At 71.8% G+C, this 24403-nt stretch carries 23 protein-coding genes, 2 tRNA genes and 2 pseudogenes; 8 read left to right on the top strand and 19 right to left on the bottom strand.

Features of this window, described 5'->3' with window-relative positions; all coding sequences use genetic code 11:
* Positions 1-809: hypothetical protein (locus AB0G02_RS09625; RefSeq protein ID WP_360791922.1), on the top strand; the 809-nt coding region annotated here is incomplete at its 5' end.
* A 13-nt stretch (positions 810-822) separates the two neighbouring features.
* Entirely contained in the window at positions 823-2007 is a 1185-nt protein-coding gene (locus AB0G02_RS09620; protein WP_360791918.1) for a thiolase family protein, read from the top strand.
* Positions 2008-2152: 145 nt separating this feature from the next.
* Here the strand turns inward: AB0G02_RS09620 and AB0G02_RS09615 are convergent, their stop codons facing one another.
* The 4 genes from AB0G02_RS09615 to AB0G02_RS09600 form a co-directional block, all read right to left on the bottom strand.
* A complete protein-coding gene (locus tag AB0G02_RS09615) occupies positions 2153-2704 on the bottom strand; it encodes a hypothetical protein (RefSeq protein WP_360791915.1) in 552 nt (183 codons plus the stop codon).
* 155 nt (positions 2705-2859) lie between these two features.
* Complete coding sequence (locus AB0G02_RS09610) at positions 2860-3483, bottom strand: putative glycolipid-binding domain-containing protein (RefSeq protein WP_360791912.1); 624 nt, start codon at positions 3481-3483, stop codon at positions 2860-2862.
* Between the two features lie 218 nt (positions 3484-3701).
* Complete coding sequence (locus AB0G02_RS09605) at positions 3702-4961, bottom strand: thioester domain-containing protein (RefSeq protein WP_360791909.1); 1260 nt, start codon at positions 4959-4961, stop codon at positions 3702-3704.
* A 392-nt stretch (positions 4962-5353) separates the two neighbouring features.
* Complete coding sequence (locus AB0G02_RS09600; protein ID WP_360791906.1) at positions 5354-6565, bottom strand: DNA cytosine methyltransferase; 1212 nt, start codon at positions 6563-6565, stop codon at positions 5354-5356.
* An 83-nt stretch (positions 6566-6648) separates the two neighbouring features.
* Between AB0G02_RS09600 and AB0G02_RS09595 the strand changes: the two genes are divergently transcribed.
* Entirely contained in the window at positions 6649-7437 is a 789-nt protein-coding gene (locus AB0G02_RS09595; protein WP_360791903.1) for a hypothetical protein, read from the top strand.
* A 33-nt stretch (positions 7438-7470) separates the two neighbouring features.
* On the opposite strand, the gene AB0G02_RS09590 is transcribed toward AB0G02_RS09595, so the two are convergent.
* Both AB0G02_RS09590 and AB0G02_RS09585 read right to left on the bottom strand, forming a co-directional pair.
* Positions 7471-8901, bottom strand: coding sequence for a hypothetical protein (locus tag AB0G02_RS09590; RefSeq protein WP_360791900.1), 1431 nt, complete (start codon positions 8899-8901; stop codon positions 7471-7473).
* Between the two features lie 150 nt (positions 8902-9051).
* Positions 9052-9285, bottom strand: a complete 234-nt coding sequence (locus AB0G02_RS09585) for a hypothetical protein (RefSeq protein WP_360791898.1) — start codon at positions 9283-9285, stop codon at positions 9052-9054.
* Positions 9286-9392: 107 nt separating this feature from the next.
* Here AB0G02_RS09585 and AB0G02_RS09580 point away from each other — a divergent pair, with 107 nt between their 5' ends.
* Complete coding sequence (locus AB0G02_RS09580; RefSeq protein ID WP_360791895.1) at positions 9393-10241, top strand: NAD-dependent epimerase/dehydratase family protein; 849 nt, start codon at positions 9393-9395, stop codon at positions 10239-10241.
* 3 nt (positions 10242-10244) lie between these two features.
* On the opposite strand, the gene AB0G02_RS09575 is transcribed toward AB0G02_RS09580, so the two are convergent.
* The 3 genes from AB0G02_RS09575 to AB0G02_RS09565 all read right to left on the bottom strand — a co-directional run bounded on the left by AB0G02_RS09575 (position 10245) and on the right by AB0G02_RS09565 (position 12270).
* Positions 10245-11045: a hypothetical protein gene (locus tag AB0G02_RS09575; protein ID WP_360791892.1), complete on the bottom strand. Its 801-nt coding sequence runs from the start codon at positions 11043-11045 to the stop codon at positions 10245-10247.
* Positions 11046-11131: 86 nt separating this feature from the next.
* Positions 11132-11443 carry a hypothetical protein gene (locus AB0G02_RS09570; protein WP_360791889.1) on the bottom strand — a complete coding sequence of 104 codons (312 nt, stop codon included), beginning with the start codon at positions 11441-11443 and terminating at the stop codon, positions 11132-11134.
* Positions 11444-11445: 2 nt separating this feature from the next.
* Positions 11446-12270, bottom strand: coding sequence for a hypothetical protein (locus AB0G02_RS09565; RefSeq protein ID WP_360791887.1), 825 nt, complete (start codon positions 12268-12270; stop codon positions 11446-11448).
* Positions 12271-12631: 361 nt separating this feature from the next.
* Here AB0G02_RS09565 and AB0G02_RS09560 point away from each other — a divergent pair, with 361 nt between their 5' ends.
* The gene (locus tag AB0G02_RS09560) at positions 12632-12850 is read left to right on the top strand and encodes a hypothetical protein (protein ID WP_360791884.1); all 219 of its coding nucleotides are present in this window, start codon (positions 12632-12634) and stop codon (positions 12848-12850) included.
* On the opposite strand, the gene AB0G02_RS09555 is transcribed toward AB0G02_RS09560, so the two are convergent.
* Entirely contained in the window at positions 12828-13712 is an 885-nt protein-coding gene (locus tag AB0G02_RS09555) for a ribonuclease Z (RefSeq protein WP_360791881.1), read from the bottom strand. The genes AB0G02_RS09560 and AB0G02_RS09555 overlap by 23 nt on opposite strands.
* Before the next feature lie 17 nt (positions 13713-13729).
* On the opposite strand from AB0G02_RS09555, the gene AB0G02_RS09550 reads away from it, so the two are divergent.
* The gene (locus AB0G02_RS09550; RefSeq protein WP_360791878.1) at positions 13730-14542 is read left to right on the top strand and encodes a serine hydrolase domain-containing protein; all 813 of its coding nucleotides are present in this window, start codon (positions 13730-13732) and stop codon (positions 14540-14542) included.
* Between the two features lie 143 nt (positions 14543-14685).
* Complete coding sequence (locus AB0G02_RS09545; RefSeq protein WP_360791875.1) at positions 14686-16683, top strand: glycosyl hydrolase family 28-related protein; 1998 nt, start codon at positions 14686-14688, stop codon at positions 16681-16683.
* On the opposite strand, the gene AB0G02_RS09540 is transcribed toward AB0G02_RS09545, so the two are convergent.
* From AB0G02_RS09540 to AB0G02_RS09525, 4 genes are all read right to left on the bottom strand, one after another.
* The gene (locus AB0G02_RS09540) at positions 16684-17646 is read right to left on the bottom strand and encodes an NAD(P)-dependent alcohol dehydrogenase (protein ID WP_360791872.1); all 963 of its coding nucleotides are present in this window, start codon (positions 17644-17646) and stop codon (positions 16684-16686) included.
* Complete coding sequence (locus tag AB0G02_RS09535) at positions 17643-17867, bottom strand: helix-turn-helix transcriptional regulator (protein WP_230570115.1); 225 nt, start codon at positions 17865-17867, stop codon at positions 17643-17645. The genes AB0G02_RS09540 and AB0G02_RS09535 overlap by 4 nt, the downstream gene beginning before the upstream one ends.
* 1 nt (position 17868) lies before the next feature.
* Positions 17869-18288, bottom strand: a complete 420-nt coding sequence (locus AB0G02_RS09530) for a hypothetical protein (RefSeq protein ID WP_360791867.1) — start codon at positions 18286-18288, stop codon at positions 17869-17871.
* 92 nt (positions 18289-18380) lie between these two features.
* A complete protein-coding gene (locus AB0G02_RS09525; protein WP_360791865.1) occupies positions 18381-19304 on the bottom strand; it encodes an AraC family transcriptional regulator in 924 nt (307 codons plus the stop codon).
* Here AB0G02_RS09525 and AB0G02_RS09520 point away from each other — a divergent pair.
* A pseudogene (locus AB0G02_RS09520) lies at positions 19261-20538 on the top strand (aldo/keto reductase). The gene AB0G02_RS09525 and the pseudogene AB0G02_RS09520 sit on opposite strands and share 44 nt — an antisense overlap.
* A 471-nt stretch (positions 20539-21009) precedes the next feature.
* Here the strand turns inward: AB0G02_RS09520 and AB0G02_RS09515 are convergent.
* The 5 genes and pseudogenes from AB0G02_RS09515 to AB0G02_RS09495 all read right to left on the bottom strand — a co-directional run.
* A tRNA-Arg gene (locus AB0G02_RS09515) sits at positions 21010-21085 on the bottom strand.
* A 39-nt stretch (positions 21086-21124) separates the two neighbouring features.
* A tRNA-Ser gene (locus AB0G02_RS09510) sits at positions 21125-21214 on the bottom strand.
* A gap of 128 nt (positions 21215-21342) precedes the next feature.
* Positions 21343-23340, bottom strand: coding sequence for an acetoacetate--CoA ligase (locus AB0G02_RS09505; protein ID WP_360791862.1), 1998 nt, complete (start codon positions 23338-23340; stop codon positions 21343-21345).
* Positions 23341-23399: 59 nt separating this feature from the next.
* The gene (locus AB0G02_RS09500; protein WP_360791859.1) at positions 23400-24164 is read right to left on the bottom strand and encodes an ESX secretion-associated protein EspG; all 765 of its coding nucleotides are present in this window, start codon (positions 24162-24164) and stop codon (positions 23400-23402) included.
* Positions 24161-24403: pseudogene (locus AB0G02_RS09495) on the bottom strand (hypothetical protein); the annotation flags it as partial. The gene AB0G02_RS09500 and the pseudogene AB0G02_RS09495, both read right to left, overlap by 4 nt.

The raw sequence follows: 24403 nt of genomic DNA, 5'->3' as shown, positions 1-24403 counted from the left end.
GGCCGACCGGGCAGCGCGCGGCGGTCAGCCTCATCGCGTTCGACGCGGCGCACGCCGAGGCCCCGGCGTGGGTGCCGGGACCCGCGGTCGAGGTCGCCGTCGCGGTGGAGCCGCCCGCCCTCGGTCCCCTGCAGGCGTGGCCCGGCGCGACGGGAGGGCAGCTGCGGATGGCGTTGCTGCACACCGACGGGTCACCGGAGGCGCCGTCGTTCTCCGTGTCGGCCGCGGGCGTCCTGGTGCCGTTGAGACCGGCGCTGGTCGGTGCGCCGTGGCGGGCGGGGGTGGCGTACCCGGTGGTGGCGGACCTGCCGGCGGAGGCGGTGCGGGTCACGCCGTCCGGCAAGCTGGCCGTCACGCTGGTGACCGCGCTGCGGGTGCAGGCCACGCACGTCGACCTGGAGCTGAGCGGGTCGTTCACGGGTTCGCCGCCGAGCACGGAGAAGGCCGCGTTGCACGGCAACGAGCTGGAGCTCGCCCGGGTGAACGGCACGGTGCTCGACGCGAGCGGCCAGACCGTGCCCGAGGGTGCGGCGGTCCAGCCCGGGCGGATGGTGTTCGACCTCGTCCTGGAGGGTCGGTCCGGGGTGGCGCTGGCCGGGCTGGCCGGGTTCAGCCTGCGGGTGGACGACAACCGGGTCGCCATGGTGCCGACCGCGTCCGGCGGACCCGGGATCGCCGGGCGGTACCGGTTCGCGCTGAACACCGGCGGGCTGTCGCCCGGGCCGCACATCATCGAGGTGCGGCTGTTCGGCACGTCCGGTGAGACCCGCCCCACCTCGGCTTACATCCCGTTCTTCGTCGGCCGGTGAGAAGATGGGGCGCATGTCGCGCCCCCTCATCCTCGACGCCGCCCGCACCCCGTTCGGCCGCTACCGCGGTGGGCTGTCCGGCGTGCGGGTGGACGACCTGGCCGCGCTGCCCATCGTGGAGCTGCTGCGGCGGCACCCCGGGCTGGACCCCGCGTCGATCGACGACGTGCTGCTGGGCAACACCAACGGCGCGGGCGAGGAGAACCGGAACATCGGGCGGATGGCCGCGCTGCTGGCCGGGCTGCCGACGTCGGTGCCCGGGGTGGCGATCAACCGGCTGTGCGCCTCCGGTGGCGAGGCGATCGTGCAGGCCGCACGGGCGTTGGCGCTCGGTGACGCGTCGCTGCTGGTCGCCGGTGGCGTGGAGGGCATGACGCGGGCCCCGTACGTCGTGCCGCGGCCGGACAAGCCGTTCGCCGACCGGTTGGAGTCGGTGTCGACGGCGCTGGGCTGGCGGCTGGTGAACCCGCGGATGAAGGCGGAGTGGACCGTGCCGCTGGGGCGTGCGGCGGAGGACGTCGCGGTGGAGCTGGGGATCACCCGGGAGCAGATGGACCTGTTCGCGCTGCGGTCGCACCGGCGGGCGTCGGCGGCGTGGGACGCGGGGGTGCACGACGGGTTCGCGTTCCCCGTGCAGCTGCCGGACGGCGCACCCGTGCGGCGGGACGAGTCCGTGCGGCCGGAGACGTCGGTGGAGCGGCTGGGGAAGCTGAAGTCGGCGTTCTCCGAGGGCGGGCCGGTGACGGCGGGCAACTCGTCGCCGTTGAACGACGGCGCGGCGGCGGTGCTGATGGGGTCGGAGGAGGCGGCGTCGTCGCTGGGGATCGCGCCGCTGGGCGAGTTCCTCGGGTCGGCCGTGACGGCGGAGGAGCCGCAGCACTTCACCCTGGCCCCGGTGTCCGCGATCCGCAAGCTGCTGACCAGGCTGAAGGTCGACTCCGAGCAGGTCGACCTGTGGGAGATCAACGAGGCGTTCGCGGCGATGGCGCTGTCGGTGCTCCACCACCTGCCCGAGGTGGAGCGGGAGAAGGTGAACGTGCACGGCGGGGCGATCGCGTACGGCCACCCGCTCGGCGCCTCGTTCCCGCGCGTGGTGGTCGACCTGTGCCGGCACCTGCGTGCACGCGGGGGCGGCCTGGGCGTGGCCGCGGCCTGCGTGGGCGTCGGTCAGGGCATGGCGATCGCCGTGCGCGTGTGAGGTCGTCGGGCGGCAATCGCCTGATCTAGCGACAGCGCGCCGCCGGGACGGCTTGCTAAGCTCTGGACCAGCCGAGGCCGCTAGGCCGAGGAAGTGGACCCGGGCAGGATCCCGCCGGACGACGGGCGCCCGGGTTTCGCGTTGTTCAGCCCCGCCTCCGCGGCAGGTCACCGCAGTCGACGACCTTGTCGACCAACGGCTCCACCCGGCGCCTCCACTCGCCTCCCGCGCCGAAGCACCACGCCACGGCGTCGGGAACCCACAACGCCGGGTCCTCGTGCGGCTGGAAGTGCTCGTAGGCCAGGGCATCATCGGGCGCGCGGAGTCGCTGGAGCGTTCCGACGATCCCACGGCGGTCGTCACGGTCCCGGACGAGGCCACGGGACTCGATCACCAGCCGTTGGGCTCCCGCGTCCAGCACCTCCGCGACGAGCTCATGCAGCAACGCGGCCCGGACCCGTTCCATGGCGCCGCGCCCGGTGTAGACGCGGATCCGCAGCGGCTCCTCGACCAGCCGAGCCACGATGGTCCGCCGCCGGTTGTCGCTCTCGGCCTGGAAGTGCACGCGCCGCTCACCAGCGAGGCAGAGGCGGCGCATGAGGGCACGGGCCGGCACGAGGTGCCGGACGGGTACGTACGCGGCCACCAGCAGGTAGCTCGATCGACGGGACTCGTCGACGAAGACGTGTGCGCTCACCCGACGATCGTTGCGTGCTCGCACGACGGGCAAGCGATTGCTCGCCCGAAGTGATGATCAGCTCCCCTGACGGGGCCGACAACGCCCGTTCGGGCGAGCGCGCGAGCGGCGAGCCGACGTTGGCCGAGGTCGCTGCGGGTGTGGGTGGGCGGTGGTCAGATGCGGTAGGCGATGCGGGGGTAGTCGACGACCAGGCCGGTCCGGTCGACGGTGATGTCCTGCTCGAACTCGCCGTGCGTGAACGAGACGACCGCGCGGTCCTCGCTGATCGACACCGTGCGGTAGCGCTGGCGGACCAGTTGGACCGACAGGTCGGGCAGCGTCACGTAGACCACCGGGATCTCGTGCTCGCCCTCCTCCAGCTGGAGGTTGAGCCTGCGGATCGGGATGGCGTTGAACAGGACCGCGAACTGCACGTCCACGTCCACCGCGCCGTCGAAGTCCGCGCGCTCGGCGCCCTGCCCGGAGTCGACCAGCCAGATGCCCTCCGACGAACGGCTGACCGAGATCTGCCGCTCCTCCGACAACGTGGCCGTCCGCAGCAGCAGGCGGGTGACCGCACCGGTCTCGCCCACCGACACCTCGAACGACCCGCTGAACTGCTCGGCCGGGCCGGCGGTCACCAGGCGGCCAGAGGCGCGGAGCTTGCGCTCCGAGAGCAGGAAGCGCACCTGCTCCAGCCGGGGCACGTCGTAGCCCTGCCAGGTCACCATCTGCGCGGCGGCGGAGCGCGTCTCACCCGAAGGGTTGGCCCGCTCAGCCGTGTTGAACGAGTTCACTCTCCACCCGGGAACGTGTCCTTGGCCTGACCGGCCACCGATTCGACCTGCTCCAGCAGCTCGGACGCCTTGTTCTCGAAGTTCATCGTGCTCCTCCGCAGTCCTGACGCAGGCTACCCGAATCGACCCCGCACCCCCAGTCCGCGAACGGCCGAGGGCCCCGGCACGCGGAACGGCCCCCCGGGATTCCCGAGGGGCCGTTCCGTCGCTCTGTCGGATCAGGCAGCGCGCTTGCGGCGCAGGAACAGCAGCGCACCGGCGCCCGCGGCCAGCAGGCCGATGCCGATGGCCAGCGGCACGAAGATGGACGCACCCGTGCTGGCCAGGTTGTCGTTGTTGCCGCCACCGGCCGCGACCGTGGTGGTGGTCGTGGGCGCCTCGGTCGTGGTGGTCGTCGTCGGCGCGGTGGTGGTCGTGGCCTCCGTCGTGGTGGTCACGACGGTGCCCTCGACCCACTTGGCCTTCGCCGTCGCGGTGACCGGGAAGTCCTCGGACTGGGCGATGATCAGCGACTGCGTCTTGTGCCTGCTGTCGCTCGACACGAACAGCCGGCCGCTGCGCAGCTTGGCGCTGGCCGAGACGGTGAACTCGACCTCGCCGGGCTCGACGCCCGAGTCGACCTTGACCCACACCTCGGCCACCTTCGTGGGCTCCGAGGCGGCGTTGAGGGCGTCCGGGTCGACGACGGACAGCGGGTTGCCGTTGGCGTCCACGATCGAGACGCCCGCGGGCAGCTCGGCGGTCAGGATCGCCTCGCTGGCCGTGGTGGCGACAGTGAACGGGCCGATCTTCTCGCCCGCCTTGCCGGACAGCTCACCCGGCTCGATGGACAGGGTCGGCTTGGGCTCGGCCAGGTCCTCGGCCTTGGTGGTCAGGTACTCGTAGACCTTGAAGGCCAGGTCGTCGACGGTGCCGTCGTAGACGTCCTCGTCCTCGGTGGTGGCGTTGTCCTTGCGCAGGTTCACACCGTCGCTGAAGTGCCACACGGCCGCCTGGGTGGCGGCGATGAGGATGCTCTCCTTGTTCTTCGGGTTCAGGCCGTACTGCTCGTAGGCCTTCGCCGCGTCCAGCGCCGGGTAGCTGTTCTGGAGCACCCAGTTGATCTTGGCGGCGTTCTCCTTGAACTTGGTGTCCGGGTTGGGGTGCTGACCCCACGGCACCTCCTCCAGGGGCGTGCCGTCCTGGAGCGGCGTCGGCAGCTCGACGCAGTACGCCTTGGCGGTCTGCTTGTCGCTGCCGTTGGTCAGCCGCAGGCCGATCAAGCTGGCGTTGAACGCCTGCTTGCCGTCCTCGCGGTCGTTGCCGTCGAGGAGCTCGCCGCCACGTTCGAGGTAGACGCCCATGCCGGGCTCGTTCGCGCCGTCGTAGGGCTCGACCTTCGGCTTGTCGGCGGCCGCCGCGGGCAGGGCCGACATCAGGACGAGGCCGGCACCGAGGATCGCAGCGCCGAGGCGCTTGAGAGTCGACCGGGAAGCCATTTGTCTCCTTGAGGCTCGCGAGGGTAGCCCGTTGGTGTGGTTCAAGGCGGCGGTCCGTGCCGTCCGGGGAGCTACTTGGCAGAGCGCTCCGACACCGGAACGACAGGAATCAGCCGAACAGTAGCCGATGATGTTCACCCGATCGAGGAAGGGGGACACGCGCGGTAGCAGGGCTCACCAGCAGCGGAAACACCGGTCCCCGGTCCACAAGGGATGATCCTCCGGCGTCGACGCGGTGTCGGGAATCGACCGCGCGACCCGTTTCGACTTCGGCCGAAACGGGTATGGATTGCCCGTGGCGATTGCGTTTGCGCAGCTCAAGCGGTCCACAGTGGAATGCACGTAATCATGGCCGACCCGCTTTCGAGGCCACACCGTTGCCAAACGGTGATCTAGGCGACCAGGGCGGACGGCGTGACCGGGCGGATGTCCCCCACCCGCAGCGACGTGCCCGGCAGGCACAGGTCGCGCGCCGTCGGCGGCTGACCGGTCAGCATCCACCTCACCAGCGCCGCGAGCTGGAACGAGATCAGCGGCGGCACGGCGTCGCCCAGGTGCCGGTAGGCGTTGCCGATCACCGACACGTCGAACCGGAACTTGCGCGGGAAGCCCTGGAGCAGCGCCATCTCGCGCACCGTGCACAGCCGGTGCTGCTCCGGGTGGGCGTACCGGCCGTTGCCGACGTGGCCGCACTCGCGCTTGATCGTGCGCGCCGGCTCGTCCCACCACATCCGGCCGTACACGTCGGGGTGCGAGCCCCACTTGCCCTCTTGGATGATCTTGCGCTGGGCCGGGTTCAGCAGCAGCTCGGAGGCCGAGCCGACCAGGTCGCCCCACGACCCGCCGTCGGCCGGGATGGCCCGCATCCGGTCCAGCGAGCGGTCCCGCCGGAACGACGGCGACACGTGCATCCCGTCCTCCGGGTGCGCCTCGCCCGCCTCGACCGCGGGCAGCTTGCCGATCGCCCGCCGCACGGTCACCGCGCCCGGCCGGACCTCCCAGCCCTGCCACACGTCGTCCAACGTGCGCAGCGGCACGCCCGAGTCCACCGCCACGACCATCGCCCGCTCCCGCAGCTGCGGCAAGCCGAAGCGCGACAGCATGTGCGTGCTCGCGTCCACTTCGTACCCGATCTCCAGCAGCTGCTCGGCCAACCCGTCGAGGTGGTGCCGCTGCTTGCCCTTGACCAGCTCGCGCGCGTTCTCCAGCACCAGCACCCGCGGCCGGAACTCGGCCACGTAGGCCGCGACCCGCCCGACCAGCGAGTTGCGCGGGTCGTCGCGCAGGTGGTTGGCCGGCGCGATCCGGGTGAAGCCCGAGCACGGCGGGCACGCCACCAGCACGTCCAGCTCGCCCCGCCGGAGGTTCCACACCTGCCGCAGCACGGCCGGGTCGAGCCGGCCCAGGTCCACCTGCAACGGGTCGACGCCGATGTTGTCCCGGTAGATCCCGTTGCAGCGCAACGACCCCAGCCGGGACGACGGCTTGCCGATCTGCGCGTCGGCCGCGCCGACGATGGTGAAGTCCCGGTGCGCTTGGAAGCCGAGGCTCATGCCACCGGCGCCGGAGAACAGGTCGACGACTTTGAAGGTGGGTCCGCGCACCGCGTGATCGTACGGTGGTCACCCGCCCCACCGGCGAGTGATCCCGTCGGTACCGGTCCGCGAAATCGCGTACTTTGCCCGCCATGGAGCTCCCACCTGCGTGGCAACGGCCCGACCCGTTGCGTGGACTGGAGGACATGCCGTGGTCGGTGCTCGCCCACGGGGCGGGTGTGGACGAGCTGATGCGCCGGGTCGTCCACGGGGAGAAGGCCGCACGTGAGGCGGCCTGCCAGGCCCTCGCGGACCGGCTGCTCGTCGAGGACACGGTGTCCGAGGCGAGCGTCTGGGCCGTGCCGTTCCTCGCGGAGCTCGGCGCGAGCTACCGGGTGCCCGCGGACAGCCGCGATCGGGTGATCTTCATGTTGGCCGCGATGGCGTTGGCCGGCGCGGGTTTCACCGACGACGGCAAGCGCACCCGCCGCCGGTGGAACGCGGTCGGGCGCGAGCTGCCCCGCCGGCCGCCCGACTGGCTCACGCAGGCGCGCTACGAGGTGGCCAAGTGCGCGCACAAGGTGTTCGACGCGCTGGCGGGCGCGGAGGTGGCGTGCTCCATGGCGCTGGCCATCGCGGTGCCCGAGGTCGTGCCGCGGCACGTGGTGGACGTGGCCGAGGCCATCGCCTCCGCGGACCGCTCGCCGCGGCTGCTGGCCCTGGCGGCCAGGGTGGCGCTGCACCTGGTGAGCGACACCCCGGTCACCCCCGCGCTGCTGCGCGCCACCGCCCAGTGCCACCCGGAGCTGCTGCGCGCCTACCGCGACAACGCCTACCCGCCGCACCAGCCGAACGAGGTGACCTTGCAGCTCATGGGTTACCGGTACGCCTTCCTGGCCGCCTACGGGGACGACCAGGAAGGCGTGACGATCACCATCTGACGACCGGCCGGCCCAGGGCCGACCGGTCGACGATCACGCCGTGACGGCGGTCGGCTCCACGACCGCCGCGTCGGCCTCGCCGTCCGCGATCGCCACGGCGGGCTCCAGCGGACCCAGAGCGGTGCCCCACTCCTGGTCGGCCAGGGCGAACGCGGCCACGGTCAGCGCCACCACCGGACGGGCGGGCGGCAGCTGCTCGGCGAAGAAGTCCAGCTCCAGCCGTGCGCCCAGGGGTGACGGGCGCAGCCGCAGCACGCCGTGCGGCGCCTCCTCCGGGTGCGCGAACCGGCACGACCACTCGGTGAACACGATCGGCCGCTCCACCACCTCGGTGGGCGAGACCGCGCGCACGTTGGCGCCGACCGAGCCGTGCCGGTAGTCGTCCGCGGCCGAGACCAGCAGCTCCTCGAACTCGATGGACGACACGCCCAGGTCGTGCCCGGCGACGAGGGCGACCTGCACCAGCGCCAGCGGCAGCTGCGGGAGGGCGTCCTCGAAGCACACCATCGCGCCGCCGTACCGGGTGTTGATCTCGGTGGGCAGGAAGCCGTCGGCGGTGGCGATGCCGTCGAGGGTGAACGTGCCGCGGTAGTCGACGGTCTCGCGCAGCCGCTCACCGACCCGGCGGGCCAGGTTGCGCATCTCCTCGCGGATCCACGCCGGCGGGTCGTAGTAGGACGCGCAGCCCGCGTACAGGAACCGGGCCTGGCCCGCGCGGCGCGGCACGACCATCTCGATCGGGCGCAGCACCGCGGTGCCGTCCGGGAACACGATCCCGTGCACGCTGACCGGGATGCCCTCCAGGAACGGCATCACCCGGACGAAGTCGCACTTGGCCGCGAGCACGTCGAAGGCGTCCTGCGCCTCCTGCCGGTCGCGGACCCGGCGGACGAAGTTCGCGCCGCCGTTGATCGCCGGGCCGTCGCCGGACCAGACGACGCCCGCGCCGCGGTCCAGGCGCTGGGTCGCCGCCCACAGGCCCTCGAAGTCGAGACCGAGCACGACGGCCGGGGCGCGCGGTGCGGACAGCTCGTCCCACAGCCCGTCGATCGTCGTCTTGTTCTCCAGCTCCACCCACTCGGGGCGGCGGGCGTTGAGCACCGGCCGGCCCGCGAACTCCGGGGTGTGCACGTACGGGGTGCTGATCACCAGGGCCTCGCCGCGAGGGTCGAAGTCCTCCAGCACCTCGCGGACCGCGCGGTTGGGTGAGGTGAGCAGCTTGGTGAGCCGGTTCTGCTCGACCGCGACGAAGCCGCCCGCGATGCCGAGCGGCACCCAGCGGGCCACCTCGGAGTCGTGCAGCGGCGCGTGGTCGTCCGTCGACAGCACGAGCGTGTGGCGGGCGCCGAGCTGGTGCAGTTCGCCCGCGCGACTACTCAGCCGGGTGCCGCCCGCGAGCACGACCAACCGGTCGCCGAACAGGGTGCCGAGGCGCGCTTGAAGCGCGGAAAGGACGTGATCCATCGCCGAGAACTCGCTTTATGAGAAGCAGACGAGACAGCCGGCGAGCGCCGGGTGCCACGCACTGTAGAGGCAGGCGATGTGATCGGCCCAGCACGGTCCGGCAACGACCGGATGAAACTTGCCGATGGGCTCAGCGACGTCTTCGCGAGATCATCGAGCGGCGTCGCGAAGTACCTGGTCAACCCGGTTCAGGAAAGCGCGCGGGCCCTTGGCCTTGGGGAACGGGAGCAGCAGTCCCAGCAGCGTGTCGTCCACGGACGGCGGGGCGGCGGCCACGATCGCCGCGGCGGTCTCCAGGAAGGCCTGCCGCTTGGCCTCGTGCACGGCGTGCTCGGCGAGCACGCCCTCGATGCTCGTGTGCGTTGCTGGGTGCGGGTAACTCACTTGGGTTGTATCGGCCCCGCCGGTCCCCACCTTTAGGGTGAATTTGCACCGAGTTCCGGAGTGTCCGCCCGGGGGTGCGCGAGCGGCCGACGTGCTGGGATGTCGCCATGCGCGTTCTGGTCACCGGATCAACCGGGTACGTCGGGCGGGTGGTCCTGGCGGAGCTGTCCGCGGCCGGCCACACGCCCATCCCCTTTTCGGGTGATGTCCGGTCGGCCGACGCGGTCGACGGCTCCGGCGACGTCGACGCGGTGGTGCACCTGGCGGCCCTCGCGCGGGTGCGCGAGTCGTTCGACGACCCGGTGCGGTACTACGACGTGAACGTGGGCGGCACGGTGAACCTGCTGCGGTCGCCGCCGCCGCGGTTCGTGCTGGCGTCCACGGCCGGCGTCTACGGCGCGGCCGGCGTCGCGACGATCACCGAGGACACCCCGCGCGCGCCCACCAACCCCTACGCGGCCGCCAAGGCCGCCGCCGAGGACGTGCTGGCGTGGGCGTGCGCCGCAGGTCGGGTGAGCGGGGTGGCGCTGCGGCTGTTCAACGTCGCGGGCGGCGGGGACCGGGACGACACGCGCCTGATCACCAGGGCCTGCGGTGCGGCGGCCGGGCGGCTGCCGGTGGTGGAGGTGTTCGGGGACGGGTCGGCGGTGCGGGACTTCGTGCACGTGCGGGACGTGGCGCGGGCGTTCGTGGCGGCGGTGGAGGGCGAGGGGTCGGGGTACGCGGCGCTCAACGTGGGCGCGACGCCGGCGAGCGTGGCCGACGTGCTGGCCGCGGTGGAACGGGTGACCGGGCGGCCGGTGCCGGTCGTGCGGCGGCCCGCGCACCCCGGCGAGGTGCGCGAGCTGCGCGCGGACACGAGCCGGCTGCGCGCGCAGGGCTGGCGGCCGACCTGCTCGGACCTGACCACCCTGGTCCGCGACCAGTGGGCGACCGAGCGTCCACACCGGACCTGAGCGTCACGCCGCCGGTCCGTCCTCCCACTTGATCAAGTAGAAGCGTTCGCCGGTGCGCAGTTCCTCCTCCAAGCGCTCCATGCTCTGCCGGCGGATCCGGAAGACCGGGTGGTCATCCGCGGACATCTGCCGGTCCGCCTCGGTGTCCGGCGAAGCGGACTCCTCCGCGGGTTCCGGCTCGGGCGGTGAGTCCGATTCCGACTCGGGCTTCGATTCCGCCTCCGGCGTGCGCTCCGGCCGTCGCTCGCGCCCGCGCTCCGGATCAGGACCGGCGGACGCGCGCGGTTCAGGCATCGCGGTGGCCGCGGCCGGCGGCTCGGGCCGCAGCGGCTTGGCGGCGACGGTGTCCAGCTCTGCCGCGCGGCGGAGCAGCTCGTCGGCCAACGACGCCACGGCACGCCGGTAGACGTCGGCGGAGTGCAGCTGCGCGCCGGCGATCCCGCGATCGGCCTCCCACAGGTGCTGCAGTTCGTGGACGTACTGGTTGTGGCCGTCGACTCGTCGCGCCACCGCGTCGTGGATGTCCCGTGCCGCACGCCACTCACCGACCAGCCGGTCACGGGTCACGAGGAACGCGTCGTGCGCCTGTCCGCTCCAGTGGGACGCGGCGAGGCCGCGCAACCGCTCCTCGGCGTCGCTGAACGGCTCGCGCTGAGCCGCTGCGCTCTCGGCGAAGGCCCGCGTCCACCCGGGGTTGCCCGGCGCTTGCCCCGACGGCAGTTCACGGTCGCACCGCGGGCAGGCCGACGGCGTGGCGGTCCCGCCCTCGGGCGGCGCGACCGGGCTCGAGCACCACGGGCACACGAGCCCGTTCTCCCGCGGCAGAGGCGGAAGGGGATCGTCATCGTCGTCACCGGGCCGAGGCGCCCACGGGGGGTGAACCACGTCGGTCACTCGTCCGGAAGACCGGCGGCACGCAGGGCAACGCCCGTCGTCTGTTCGAGCTGCTCGTACGTCGCCGCGGTCTCGACGAGTGCGCTCGCGACGTCGTCCACCCCGGAGCACAACCGATCCAACGCGCCGCGCAGGCTCCGCTGGTAGACCTCCACGGCGTGCCGCAGCGGGTCGTCCTCGGCCAGCGGCTCCACGGCGACGCTGAACTTCCACGCGACCGAGCCGCGCGCGTCCTGGCCCACCGCCCGGAACGCCCGCGACAGGTGGTCGAGTTCCGCGAGGTCGACGTCGTACCCTCCCGTCCCCACCGTCAGCCCTCCCCTCGCGGCACCAGCGCCGCCACCTCGTCCGGGGTCCAGTAGGACTTCCCGCCACCCCTCACCAACGGGTTGAGGGCGAGACCGACCCCCGTGGCTCGGAGGCGGCGCAACAGCTCCAGGCCGGGCACCACGACTTGCCGACCCGGTGGGGCGCTGGTCTCGCGCCGGAATTCGGCGAGGTGTTCGGGACGGGTGAAAACGGAGACGTAGTGCACGCCGCTTTTCGTCCGGACCGACGGCACGGTCCCGTCGACGAGGTCGAAGTACAGCTCTTGGAAGAGCAATCGGCGCTCGACGCGGGCACGTCCTCCGGTCATCCAGTCGTGGATGCTCTGCTCGAAGTCGTCGGCGTCCACCTCGATGTGGATCGTGCCGCTTCCGATCCGCGCGTGATCCTGCTCCCACTGCCGCCAGAGCGCGAACTCAACCGCCGGGATCGGCGGCGGCTCGCACTTGCCCCACCGCTCTTCGATCGCTTCGCTGAGTTCGCTGACCAGCCGGTCCGACGTGCTCTTTCCCGGCCCACCGTCCCTCGCGAGGAATTCGAGCCGCTCCTTCTGGGTAGCCAGCCGATTGAGGGCGTGGACGCGTGGGGTGTTGAAGCTGTACCGCAGCACGCGCCGCGAGCGCGGGTCGCCGCTCACCTCACCGATGACCCGTTCGACCTGCCACGAGACCTTGACCAGCACGGTCAACGCGTCGTCCGACGCCGAGACGCCCAACCTCCGCCCCAACCCGGTCCCCCGGATGGCCAGGAGGCCCTCGTCCCGCACACCCCGGCCCGCACGCATCTTCTTCACTGTGAATTCCTGCACGAACGCTCCTCGACGACCGCACCGGCAAGGGGAGATGGCCCGGATAGTAGCGGAACGATTGCCCTTTCGGGCAACCGCCGAAAGGACAAGCAGGACAACCGAGAGCTACTCGCAAGTAGCCGCACAAGTGCGGTCACAGTAGGCTGGAAGCGCCCTTGACCAGGGAAATTTCCGAGAAGTTTTCGCTCGATGCCGAAAACTCAGAGCAACTTCAACCAGCCGGGGAAGCCCTCATCGACAATTGCCGAAGAATTTCCCCCGCGCACCGAACTGCCGTTCAATTTTCGGCTGCGGAGCTTGCCCGACAACACCTTTTTGCCATTCACTCGGACTGTAGGAGCAACCTGGAGGAGAGCAGAAGATGAGCACGTCCGATCCCAAGGGCTGGCCCGCCCTGCTGCATCGTCTCGCGACGAGCTGGCCCGCGTTGCTGCGACTGCTGCTGGGCGTCGTCCTCGTGGTCGGGATCGTCACCGGCGCGCTGCACGCCCTCGGTGACGTGAGGGTCGAGTTCGGACCGTTCGTGGTCGAGCACCACGGGACGCCGACGCTCGTCGTCACCTCCGCTTCGGCATCATGACCCGGTCCAGGTCGGCGGCCACGACGACGTCGCCGCCGAACACCCCGGCGGCCTCGTCGTGGAACAGGCGCGGGTCGGTGTAGCGCTGCGAGAAGTGGGTGAGGACGAGCTTGCGCACCCCGCACTCGGCCGCGACCCGGGCCGCCTGGCGCGCGGTGAGGTGGCCGTGCTCCACTGCGAGCGCTTCGTCGACGTGCAGGAACGTCGACTCGATGACCAGCATGTCCGCACCCTCGGCCAGCTCGAACACGCCCTCGCACAGCCGGGTGTCCATCACGAAGGCGAACCGCTGACCCCGGCGCGGCACGCTCACCTCGTCCAGCAGCGGCGGTCGCAGCTCGCGGATCGCCCGGCCGCCGATGCCGCGGGCGGCCAGCAGCTCGGGGACCATCGTGCGGCCGTCCGGCTCGACCAGGCGGTAGCCGTACGCGGGCAGGCTGTGGTCCAGCCGCCGCGCCTCCAGCCGGCCGAACGGCCCCTCCGCGATCACGCCCGGACCGTCGACCGGGTGCGCGCGGACGTCCGCGACGTCGTGGAACGAGCTGGCGTGCCGGAGCCGGTCGAAGTACTCCGCGCCCTCGGCCGGGAAGTGCGCGTGCACGGTGTGCGGGACGCCGTCGAGGGACATCCGCTGCACGACGCCCGGCACGCCGAGGCAATGGTCGCCGTGGAAGTGGGTGATGAGCAACCTGGTGATGTCGTGGGCCGCCACGCCCGCGCGCGTCATCTGCCGCTGCGTGCCGTCACCGGGGTCGAACAGGAAGCCCTCCGCGTCCCAGCGCAGCAGGTAGCCGTTGTGGTTGCGCGCGCGGGTGGGCACCTGGCTCGCGGTGCCGAGCACGACCAGCTCTCGTGGTGACACGTGGCAGAGTCTGCGGCATGGAGAGCTTGCAGGCGGTGTCATCGTGGCCGGTGGAGACCGCGGCGACGGCCGTGGTCGACGTGCGGGGCGAGGTGCTGGGCACGCACGGGCCGGTGGACCACCGCTTCGGGTTGGCCTCGGTGACCAAGCTGCTGACGGCGTACGCGGTGCTGGTGGCGGTCGAGGAGGGCGCGGTCGAGTGGGACCAGCCCGCCGGGCCGCCGGGTTCGACGGTCCGGCACCTGATCGCGCACGCCTCCGGGTTGGCGTTCGACTCCGCCGACGTCCAGGCCGCGCCGGGCACCAAGCGCATCTACTCCAACACCGGCTTCCAGGTGCTCGCGGACTCCGTCGAGGCGGCGACCGAGATCCCGTTCGCGCGCTACCTGGCGGAGGCGGTGTTCGAGCCGCTGGGCATGGCGTCGTCCACGTTGGACGGTTCGGCGGGCGCCGGCGCGACGTCGACGGTGGCGGACCTCGTCCGGTTCGCGGCCGAGGTGCAGGCGCCGAAGCTGGTGTCCGCCGAGCTGGTGGCGGAGGCGACGGCGGTGGCGTTCCCGGGGTTGCGCGGGGTGCTGCCGGGTTACGGGCTGCAGAAGGACAACGACTGGGGTCTGGGGTTCGAGATCCGGGCGGGGAAGTCGCCGCACTGGACGGGTTCCGCCAGCTCGCCGCGCACGGTCGGGCACTTCGGGCAGAGCGGCACGTTCCTGTGGGTCGACCCGGACGCCGGCGTGGCGTGCGTGGCGCTGACGGATCGGAGGTTCGGCGAGTGGGCCGTGGCGGCGTGGCCGCCGTTCACCGACGGGGTGCTGGCGGAGCTGGCCTGATTTCGGCAAGCCCGCGCAAGCCTTCGGATGGCTCGCGCAAGTGATTGACAGATCGACGAAATTACTCGACAAGCTCTTGTGATTCGGCACACAGCACGCCTAGGGTCACCACGCCCTGCCGACGCGAGAGAAACGAGTTCCCGATGGTGCGGAGCACAGCCGGAGCCAGACGGTGGTTCGCGGTCGTCACGGCGGCGACCGCGGCCCTCGGGGTCGTCACCGCCACCGCCCACGCCGCGCCGCCCGCACCCGTCGTCACCCGCGCCGCGCTGGACCCGGCGCTGGTCGCGGGCCGGGGCGCGGACGTGCCGTTCGTCGAGCAGGAGGCGGAGAACGCCACCACGACCGGCACGGTCATCGGGCCCGACCGCACGGCGTACGCGCTGCCGTCCGAGGCGTCCGGCCGGAAGGCGGTCCGGCTCGCGCCCGGCCAGCACGTCGAGTTCACCCTGCCGCGGGCCGCCGACGCGATCACCGTCCGCTACAGCATCCCGGACGCCCCGGGCGGCGGCGGCATCACCGCGCCGCTCGAGGTGGCGGTCAACGGCAAGCAGCGCCGGACGATGACGCTCACCTCGCAGTACGCGTGGCTGTACAACCAGTACCCGTTCACCAACGACCCGGGCGCCGACCTGCTGCACCCGGACTGGTGGATCACCGAGTGCTCGTGCGTGCCGGCGCAGACCACCCCCGCGCCGGTCGTCACCAAGCCGTTCCGCCCCAGCCACTTCTACGACGAGCAGCGCCTCAGGCTCGACCGCACCTACCGCGCGGGCGACCGCGTCCGGCTCACCGCGCCCGTCGGCACGAACGCCGCGTGGACCGTGATCGACCTGCTCGACTCCGAGCTCGTGCCCGCGCCGCACGTCAACCCGGTCGCGGCGAACGTGCTGCTGTTCGGCGCGGACCCGACCGGACGGCGCGAGTCGGCCGACGCGTTCGACCGCGCCATCGCGTTCGCCAAGCGGCACCGGCTGCCGGTGTACGTGCCGCCGGGCACGTTCCGGGTCGACCGGCACGTCGTCGTGGACGACGTGACCGTCGAGGGCGCGGGCAACTGGCACACCGTGATCAAGGGCCGTGAAGTCGCCCTGCCCGCACCCGCGCCGGACGGCTCCGTCCACACCGGCGTCGGGTTCTACGGCAAGCCGGCGGCCGAGGGCGGCAGCCGCAACGTCCACCTGCGCGGGTTCGCCATCGAGGGCGACGTGCGCGAGCGCGTCGACACCGACCAGGTCAACGGCGTCGGCGGGGCCCTCAGCGACTCCACCGTGAGCGGCCTGCACATCCACCACACCAAGGTCGGCCTGTGGTTCGACGGACCGATGTCGAACGTCACGATCACCGACAACACCGTCGTGGACCAGGTGGCCGACGGGATGAACTTCCACACCGGCGTCACCGACTCGGTCGTGCGCAACAACTTCTTCCGCAACACCGGTGACGACGGCCTGGCCATGTGGTCCGAGCACCGGCAGGACGCGCGCAACCGGTTCGAGCGCAACACCGTCCAGTCTCCCGTGCTGGCCAACGGGATCGCGCTGTACGGCGGCACGGACAACGCCGTCGTGGGCAACCTGGTGGCCGACCCGGTGCGCGAGGGCAGCGGCATCCACCTCGGGTCGCGGTTCGGCGCGCAACCGTTCACCGGGCAGGTCCGGATCACCGACAACACCACCGTCCGGGCCGGCACGCACGAGCTGAACTGGAAGATCGGCCTCGGCGCGATCTGGTTCTACGCGCTGGAGCGCGACATCGACGCCGACGTGCGGGTGGTGGGGGACCACTTCCTGGACAATACCTACAACGCGGTGATGCTGGTCAGCGAGTGGGCCGTCAAGGACCGGTACTCGATCGGGAACCTGCACTTCCAGGACGTGCGGGTGGACGGCACGGGCACGTCGGTGGTGAGCGCGCGGGCGGCCGGGTCGGCGTCGTTCGAGAACGTGGACGCCCGCAACGTCGGCGCGGTGCCGGTGAACAACTGCGGCGCGTTCAACTTCCCGGCGACCGGCTCGGAGTTCGCGCTGGTCGACCTCGGCGGCAACGACGGTTGGCTCGCCCCGTGGATGCTGCCGAACACGATCACCTGCGACGACCGGCCGGCCGTCGTGCCGCCGCCCGCGCCGTCGCGGTGGTGACTAGGGCGTGACGACGGCGTGGCCGCGCACCCGGCCACGCCGCACGTCCTCGATCGCGGCGGCGGCGTCGGCCAGCGGGTAGGTGCGGTCGAGCACGGGCTTGACCGCACCGGCCTCGATGAGGTCGCGCAGCAGCACCAGGTCGTCCAGGCGGTCCTTGTGCACGAGCGGCCGTGCCTTGATCCCCAGGAACGGCGCGGCGACCAGCGCGCGCAACCACCGGTCGGTGCCCATGAACCACCGACCGCCCGTGCCGCCGACGAGCGCGACCGTCCCGCCCGGCTCGAGCAGCCGCTTGAGGGTGCGCAGGGACGGGTTGCCGTAGAGGTCGAGAACCACGTCGAACCCGCTCGCGGTCAACGGCCCGGCCGCGTAGTCGAGCACGTGGTCCGCGCCGAGCTCCGCGACCATCTCCGCCTTCGCCGCGCCGCACACCGCGGTCACCTCGGCGCCGTAGTGCTTGGCGAGCTGCACGGCGTACGTGCCGACGCAGCCCGAAGCGCCCAGCACCAGCACTTCCTGCCCGGCCCGCACCCGTCCCGCGTCCCGGACCGCCTGCAACGCCGTGAACCCGGCGATCGGCACGGCCGCGGCCTGTTCCGGCGTGAGGTTGGCGGGCTTGGCCGTCACCTGGTCCGCGGGCACGGCGACGTACTCGCAGAACGCGCCGGAGCACCACCCGAACACCTCGTCGCCTGTTCTCACGGTCGTGACGCCAGGCCCGACCGCCTCCACCGTGCCGGCGAGTTCCAGGCCGGGCACCCGGTTGCGCGGCCGGCGCAGCCCGACCACCGGCCGTGCCGCGTAGGGCAGGCCGCGCAGGATGTGCCAGTCGCTGCCGGAGACGGCGGCGGCCGCGACGCGCACCAACACCTCGCCGGGCTTGGCCGTCGGCTTCTCGACATCGGTCGGGCGCAGCACTTCTTCGGGGACGCCGTACGCGTCCTGGGTCATGGCTCTCATGAGTCGTCCTCCGGGTACTGGAACACGTCGCCGAGCGGCACCTTGAACACCCGGGCGATCTGGAAGGCCATCTCCAGCGAGGGCGAGTAGCGGCCCTGCTCGATGGCGATGACGGTCTGGCGGGTCACGTCGAGGCGCCTGGCCAGCTCGGCCTGCGTCATCTCGCCGTGCGCGAAGCGGAGTGCGCGGATGGAGTTGGTGATCCGGGTCGGCTTGCCCACCTCAGAACCCCCGGCGGTACGCGACCGACCTGACCGCGGCCCCGAAGACCGCCCACGCGCTGAACACCGCGTAGATCGCGTTGGCGATCCAGAAGTGCGGCGCCTCGACCAGCGCCAGCACGAGCGGCAGCACCATGCCGACGCCGAGCACTCCCCCGGCCACGTGCTCACCGAACCGCTTGATGTCGCGGTCCCGCGCGTCGACCTTGAAGCTCCCGCCGGGCTTCGCGATCTCCACCGCGACGCGCCCGACGATCGCCAGCCCGACGGAGAGGCCGATGGACCACAACATGGGTGCCACGTAGGCGACGTCGGCCACCGGCCCACCGCCGGCCCGTCCCAGGACGACCGCGACGTACCCGAGGTAGGTCAGCGCGCTGACCACCAGGTACACCAGGTTCCCTCTCTCCTCGTACGACATCGCGCACACTCCATGTTAAGAAAACTTGACATCGCCAAGGTAAGCACTGATTGACACGATGTCAAGAATCTTTGACCACGAGCGCTACGACGTCACCGATCACGGCCCGTCGCTCCACGGTGCAAGCGACCCCAGGGCAGGTGCGGCACGGCGTCGCCGCGCAGGAGTGCACCGTCCCGGCCGGGCGGTGCGCCGAACAGCCGGCGGTACTCGCGGTTGAACTGGGACGGGCTGTCGTAGCCGACGAGGTGGCCGACGCCGGCGACGTCACCAGGGCGGGTGGCCAGCAGCGAGCGCGCCTCCTGGAGCCTGATGCGCTTCTGGAACTGCAGCGGGCTCATCGCCGTGATCGCGCGGAAGTGCCGGTGGAACGCCGACGGGCTCATCCCGGCCAGCCGCGCCAGGTCGGGGACGCGCATCGGCTCGGCGTAGTTGTCGCGGATCCACCGGATGGCGCGGCTGACGTGCGACAGGCTGCTGTCGGCCAGGCCGATCTGCCGGACGACGCCGCCGGCCGGACCGGTCAGCACGCGCCACAGGACTTCGCGCACGACCAGCGGCGCGAGCACCGCGGCGTCCGCCGGGTGGTCGAGCAGGCGCAGCAGGCGGGCCACGGCGTCGAGCAGGTCGACGGCCGCCTCACCGGTCGCCATCGCGGGTGGTGTGGTCGTCGTCCGGGCGCCGGGCGCCTCCAGCAGGAGCTGCGCGAGGACGGCCGGTCGCAGCACGAGCCCCAGCCCCAGCGACGGCGTGTCGAGGTAGTGGCCGGTGACCGGCAGGTCCGCCGTGACGACGAGGTACTGGCCCGCCCGGTACTCGTGGACCTGGTCACCGAGCAGGAGCCTCTTGGCACCCCGGGCCATCACCACCAGCAGCGGTTCGGTCAACGAGTAGTCCGGCGGGGCGGCGTCTACCCGGGACAGCAGCAGGCCGTCGACGGACGTCCGCAGGTCCGGGCGCGTGTGGGTGGTGATGAGGTCGCAGATCTCGGCGAGCAGGGCGGTGGTGGTGCGCACCCGTCCACGGAAACACCGCCGGCGGTTCGCGACAAGCCCGATCCGGGCGAAGTCGGCAGGATCAGGCAAGAGGTCGGGCGTATCGGTCTACTCGACGACTGCGGTGGCGCGGTGGGATTGGGGAAGTCCGATCCGACGTCCCAGGGAGCACGCCATGCCGCTCGACCACTACGTCACCCTCGGCCGTTCCGGCCTGCGGGTCAGCCCGTTCGCGCTCGGCGCGATGACCTTCGGCGACGACCCGGGAGCCGCCGGGTGCGACGTGGAGGAGTCCGAGCGGATCCTCGGCGCGTACCTGGACCGCGGCGGGAACTTCGTCGACACCGCCAACTTCTACACCAACGGCCACTCCGAGAAGATCCTCGGTGACCACTTCGCCGCCCGGCCCGGGCGACGTGACCGGGTGGTGCTGGCGTCGAAGTTCTTCGTCAACATGTTCCCCGGCGACCCGAACGGCGGTGGAGCCGGCCGTGGGTCGATCGTGCACCAGCTGCACGACACGCTGCGCCGCCTGCGGACCGACTACCTGGACCTGTACTGGCTGCACAACTGAGACCGCAACACCCCGGTCGAGGAGACCATGCGGACCCTCGACGACCTGGTCCGGTCGGGGAAGATCCGCTACATCGGGTTCTCCAACACGCCGGCCTGGGTGACGGCCCAGGCGCAGACGATGGCCGTGCTGCGCGGCTGGACCCCGTTGATCGCGCTGCAGGTCGAGTACTCCCTCCTGGCCCGCGCGGTGGAAACCGAGCTCGCGCCGCTCGCGCTCGACCAGGGCATGGCGCTCGTGCCGTGGAGCCCGTTGAAGAACGGCTTCCTGACCGGCAAGTACCGGCGGGGAGAGGCGGTCGACTCGGCGCGAGCGGCGTTCGTCGGTGGCCCGAGCGAGGAGCAGCACTCGATCATCGACGTGGTGCGCGCCGTGGCGGACGGGCTCGGGACGTCACCGGCGGCGGTCGCCCTGGCGTGGCTGCGCGCGCGTCCGGGCACCGTCGTGCCGATCATCGGGGCGCGTCGGGTGGCACACGTGGAGGACAACCTGGCGGGCCTGGACGTCACGTTGGGCGAGGACCACCTGCGCTCCCTGGACGAGGTCTCCCGACCACCCCTGTCCTACCCGGCCTCGCTGCACGGTCCCACGCGCGCGATGCTGCAATTCGCGGGCTCCACCGTGGACGGCGAACCCTCCACCACCTATCCCCCGCTGTTGCAGAGCGACGTCCGCTACTGATCCGGCGGTCCCGACCACCTCTGCGGAACGCCGCGCGGGCACGTGGCGATGACCTCCTCCGGAAGGGTTCCGTCATCGTGGGGGAAGACGTGCGGGTGGACGAACAACGGGGCGCGGGGTTGATGCTCGCCGTCCGAACCACAAGCTCCCACAGGCCGGTGACGTGATCGCCCTGTGAGGCGAGGAGATCCCCACGTGCAACTCACCATGCGCCAATTGGATTGGATCGCGAAGCACTGGACCATGCACCGGGAGGCTGCCAATCGTGGTCCGACCGGACTGATGTGATCTAGCGAACAGCCGCGAGGGCCATGATCCGACGCTCCTCGGCACACGTCGAACGCCGGGTCAGCGAAGGGTTGTGACGACCGGCGCTTGCATCAAGGCGATCGAGAGCGTGCACCGAGAAGTGAACTGTGGTCACAAATACGGTGAGAGGCCCGGTGGAGATTCTCCACCGGGCCTCTGAGCTGGTGCGCTCGGCAGGATTCGAACCTGCAACCTTCTGATCCGTAGTCAGATGCTCTATCCGTTGAGCTACGAGCGCATCGTTCTTCAGTTGTCACCCGGCCGAAGCCGGGTGTTGCGGAGGCTCCGGGATTTGAACCCGGGATGGGCGGTAAACCCAAACCGCATTAGCAGTGCGGCGCCATAGACCAGACTAGGCGAAGCCTCCCGGAGCCCTCGGCTACGACGCATAGATTACACATGCCCCCGGGGCTCTAGCAAAACGCCCCCCTCCTAACCGCATCACCCCTGGTCAGGGGCGGTGCAGGCGGGGTGAGGGGGGCGTTCGCGCGCTGGTCAGGGGGTGACGGGGTGAGGTAGATCTCGTGCCAGGTCCAGGAATGGGGTCAGGGCCGCCGGGTTGCGCAGGGCGTCCAGGCTGACCGCGCGCTCCGGCGCGGCGCCCGCCAGGATCTTCTTGACCGGGACCTCGCACTTCTTGCCGTTGAGGGTCCGCGGGATCTCGTCCACGGCCACGAAGCGGTCCGGCACGTGGCGCGGGGAGAGGTTGGTCCTCAGCTCCGTCCTCAGGCGCGGTTCCAGGGATTCCAGGGTGACGCCGGGGTCCAGGACCAGGAAGCACAGCAGCTCCCCGTCGGTCCGACCGGCGCCCGAGGTGTCGATGACCAGCGAGTCGGCCACCCCCGCCAGGCCCTCCACGACGCGGTAGAACTCGCTGGTGCCCATGCGGACGCCGCCGCGGTTCAGGGTGGAGTCGCTCCGGCCGTAGATGACGGCCGAGCCGCGACCGGTGACGCGGATCCAGTCGCCGTGCCGCCAGACGCCCTCGAACGTGGAGAAGTACGCCTCGCGCAGCTTCGAGCCGTCCTCGTCGCCCCAGAAGAACACCGGCATCGACGGCATCGGCTTGGTGATCACCAGCTCACCGACCTCCTCGACCACCGGCACGCCGGCCTCCGAGTACGCCTCCACGGCGGCTCCCAGCGCGCGGCACGAGAGCTCGCCCAGCCACACCGGCAGGTCGGGGGCGGCGGCGACGAACGCCGTGCACAGGTCGGTGCCGCCGGAGACGGACGCGATCTGGACGTCCGGGCCGACGGCCGACGCGATCCAGCGGAAGCCCTCGGGGGTCAGCGGTGCGCCCGTCGAGCCGACGACGCGCAGGGCCGTCAGGTCGAACCGCTCGGCCGGGTGCAGGTCCTCCTTCAGGCACGACTGGATGTACGGCGCGGACGTGCCGAAGTACGTCACCCGGTGCTGCTCGGCCAGGTGCCACAGGACGGTGAGGTCGGGGTGGGCCGGACTGCCGTCGAACAGCACGACGGTCGACCCGACCAGCAGGCCGGAGACGAGGAAGTTCCACATCATCCAGCCGGTCGTGGTGAACCAGAAGAACCGGTCGCCCGGACCGAGGTCGCTGTGCAGCGCCAGCATCTTCAGGTGCTCCAGGACGATCCCGCCGTGCCCCTGGACGATGCCCTTCGGCAGGCCGGTGGTGCCGGACGAGTACAGCACCCACAGCGGGTGGTCGAACGGCACCGGCTCGAACACCAGCGGGGCGTCCGCGTGGTCGGCCAGCAGGGACTCCCACGTGACCGCGCCGGGCAACGGCGTGCCGCCGACGTAGTCGATCATCACGGTGGCGCGCAGGGACCCGATCCCCTCCCGCAGCTTCTCCACCGTCGGCCGCACGTCGAACGCCCGCCCGTTGTACCGGTACCCGTCGACGGCCACCAGCACGGTCGGTGAGATCTGGGCGAACCGGTCCTCGATCGCCCGCGCGCCGAAGTCCGGCGAGCACGACGACCAGGTCGCGCCGAGCGACGCCGCCGCCAGGAACGCGATCAGCGCCTCCGGCGTGTTCGGCACCAACGCGACCACGCGGTCACCGGGGCGGACGCCCAGCTCGACGAACCCGGCCCGCACCGCGGCCACCCGGCGGCGCAGCTCGCCGTACGTCAGCTGGGACGCCAGCCCGTCCTCCCGGTGGAAGACGACCGCCAGGTCCGCGTCCGGCCCCCTGAGGGCGTGCTCGGCGTAGTTCAGCGTGCCGCCGGGGAACCAGGACGCCCCGGGCATCACGGGGGCCTCCAGGACGCGCGTGGGCGCGTCGTGGAACGCCACGTCGAAGAACTCCGCGATCGCGCCCCAGAACCCCTCCAGGTCGGAGGTGGACCACTCCCGCAGCGACTCGTAGTCGGGGAGGTCGAGGCCCTTCGACGAAGCGAGCCAGGAGCGGAACGCGGTCATCCTGCTCTCGCGGACCCGGTCGGGGTCCGGTCGCCACAGGACTTCCGCCTCGCCGGCGGCGGTGCCGGCACGCATCTCGGTCATACCTGAAGTTCCTAGCCGATCGGACGGCCGGGAACCACAGTCGTCATCCACACACCGGGTCAGTTCCGGCCGGCGCCCGCCACCAGTCCCTCGACCGCGGAGATCAGCCGGGACGCGTCCGTGGGCGCGACGACGAGCCACCCGTCGTGCCGGCGCACCAGGTACCGGCCCTCGGTGGTGTCCAGCCACGACACGACCGCGCCGGTGGGGTGCAGGTAGCCCGCGCGGTTGCGGGCGATCACGCCGACCTGGCCGCCGCCGCTGCGCGTGGTCACGGCGCGCATCAGGGTGTTGGCCTCCGGCTCGCGCAGGCCGACGGCGCGCAGCGCGTCGAGGAACCCCTCGCTGCCGTCGCTCTCCCCCGCCCGGCCCGCGGCCAGGTAGTCGTCCCAGCGCACGTTCACCGAACGGCCGCCGCCGGGCGGCGCGGGCGGCAGGGTGTTGACCGTGGTGGCGGCCAGCGCGGTCGGCCTGAACCCGGCGACCTGCACCTGGTTGCCGAGCCTGCCCGCGAACGCGCCGTGCCACGCGGCGGTGGCCAGGCCGCGCGCCTGGGCGCCCCGGACGGTGAAGAACACCTCCAGGCCGACCTCGAACTCGGCCAGGCCGCGCAGCAGGCCGTACAACTCCTCGTCCGGCCGCTGCACGGTGCCGAGACCGCGGGCCGCGAGGTCGCGGGACGCGGTCTCGACCAGCCCGTCCCGCTCCTGCTGGGTGTGGCCGAAGTGCCTGGTGCCGAGCGGGACCGGGTGGGCGTCGCGGTGGACCGCCTGCCAGAGCAGGAAGAACTCCAGTTCGCTGAGCCGGAAGACGCGCTCGGTCACAGGCCGATCACCGGGGGTGCGGCCTTGCGGTCCATGCCGAAGACGTTGTCGTCGTCCTCCAGGTAACCGGGGCGGTTGCGGTCTTTCTCACCACCGCCGCCGGCGACGGGCGGCGGTGCGGCCATCGGCGCGGCGCCGATCATGCCGGACTGCGGCGTCACCGACCTGGGCGCCTGGAACTGGCTGGTCACGCTGCCCGGGGCGGGGCCGCCGGAGCCGCCGCGGTCCGCGCCGAGCGC

Origin of the sequence: Actinosynnema sp. NPDC023658, assembly GCF_040639995.1 — a bacterium.
Lineage (GTDB): Bacteria > Actinomycetota > Actinomycetes > Mycobacteriales > Pseudonocardiaceae > Actinosynnema.
This window is presented reverse-complemented; position numbering and strand designations above follow the sequence as displayed.

Excerpts from the sequence above, each read along its gene's own strand:
- AB0G02_RS09595 (WP_360791903.1), top strand. The coding sequence starts at position 6,649 with ATGGAGCTCCCACCTGCGTGGCAACGGCCCGACCCGTTGCGTGGACTG.
- AB0G02_RS09505 (WP_360791862.1), bottom strand. The coding sequence starts at position 23,340 with ATGACCGAGATGCGTGCCGGCACCGCCGCCGGCGAGGCGGAAGTCCTG.
- AB0G02_RS09580 (WP_360791895.1), top strand. The coding sequence starts at position 9,393 with ATGCGCGTTCTGGTCACCGGATCAACCGGGTACGTCGGGCGGGTGGTC.
- AB0G02_RS09530 (WP_360791867.1), bottom strand. The coding sequence starts at position 18,288 with ATGTCGTACGAGGAGAGAGGGAACCTGGTGTACCTGGTGGTCAGCGCG.
- AB0G02_RS09540 (WP_360791872.1), bottom strand. The coding sequence starts at position 17,646 with ATGAGAGCCATGACCCAGGACGCGTACGGCGTCCCCGAAGAAGTGCTG.
- AB0G02_RS09550 (WP_360791878.1), top strand. The coding sequence starts at position 13,730 with ATGGAGAGCTTGCAGGCGGTGTCATCGTGGCCGGTGGAGACCGCGGCG.
- AB0G02_RS09605 (WP_360791909.1), bottom strand. The coding sequence starts at position 4,961 with ATGGCTTCCCGGTCGACTCTCAAGCGCCTCGGCGCTGCGATCCTCGGT.
- AB0G02_RS09620 (WP_360791918.1), top strand. The coding sequence starts at position 823 with ATGTCGCGCCCCCTCATCCTCGACGCCGCCCGCACCCCGTTCGGCCGC.
- AB0G02_RS09590 (WP_360791900.1), bottom strand. The coding sequence starts at position 8,901 with ATGGATCACGTCCTTTCCGCGCTTCAAGCGCGCCTCGGCACCCTGTTC.
- AB0G02_RS09560 (WP_360791884.1), top strand. The coding sequence starts at position 12,632 with ATGAGCACGTCCGATCCCAAGGGCTGGCCCGCCCTGCTGCATCGTCTC.
- AB0G02_RS09545 (WP_360791875.1), top strand. The coding sequence starts at position 14,686 with ATGGTGCGGAGCACAGCCGGAGCCAGACGGTGGTTCGCGGTCGTCACG.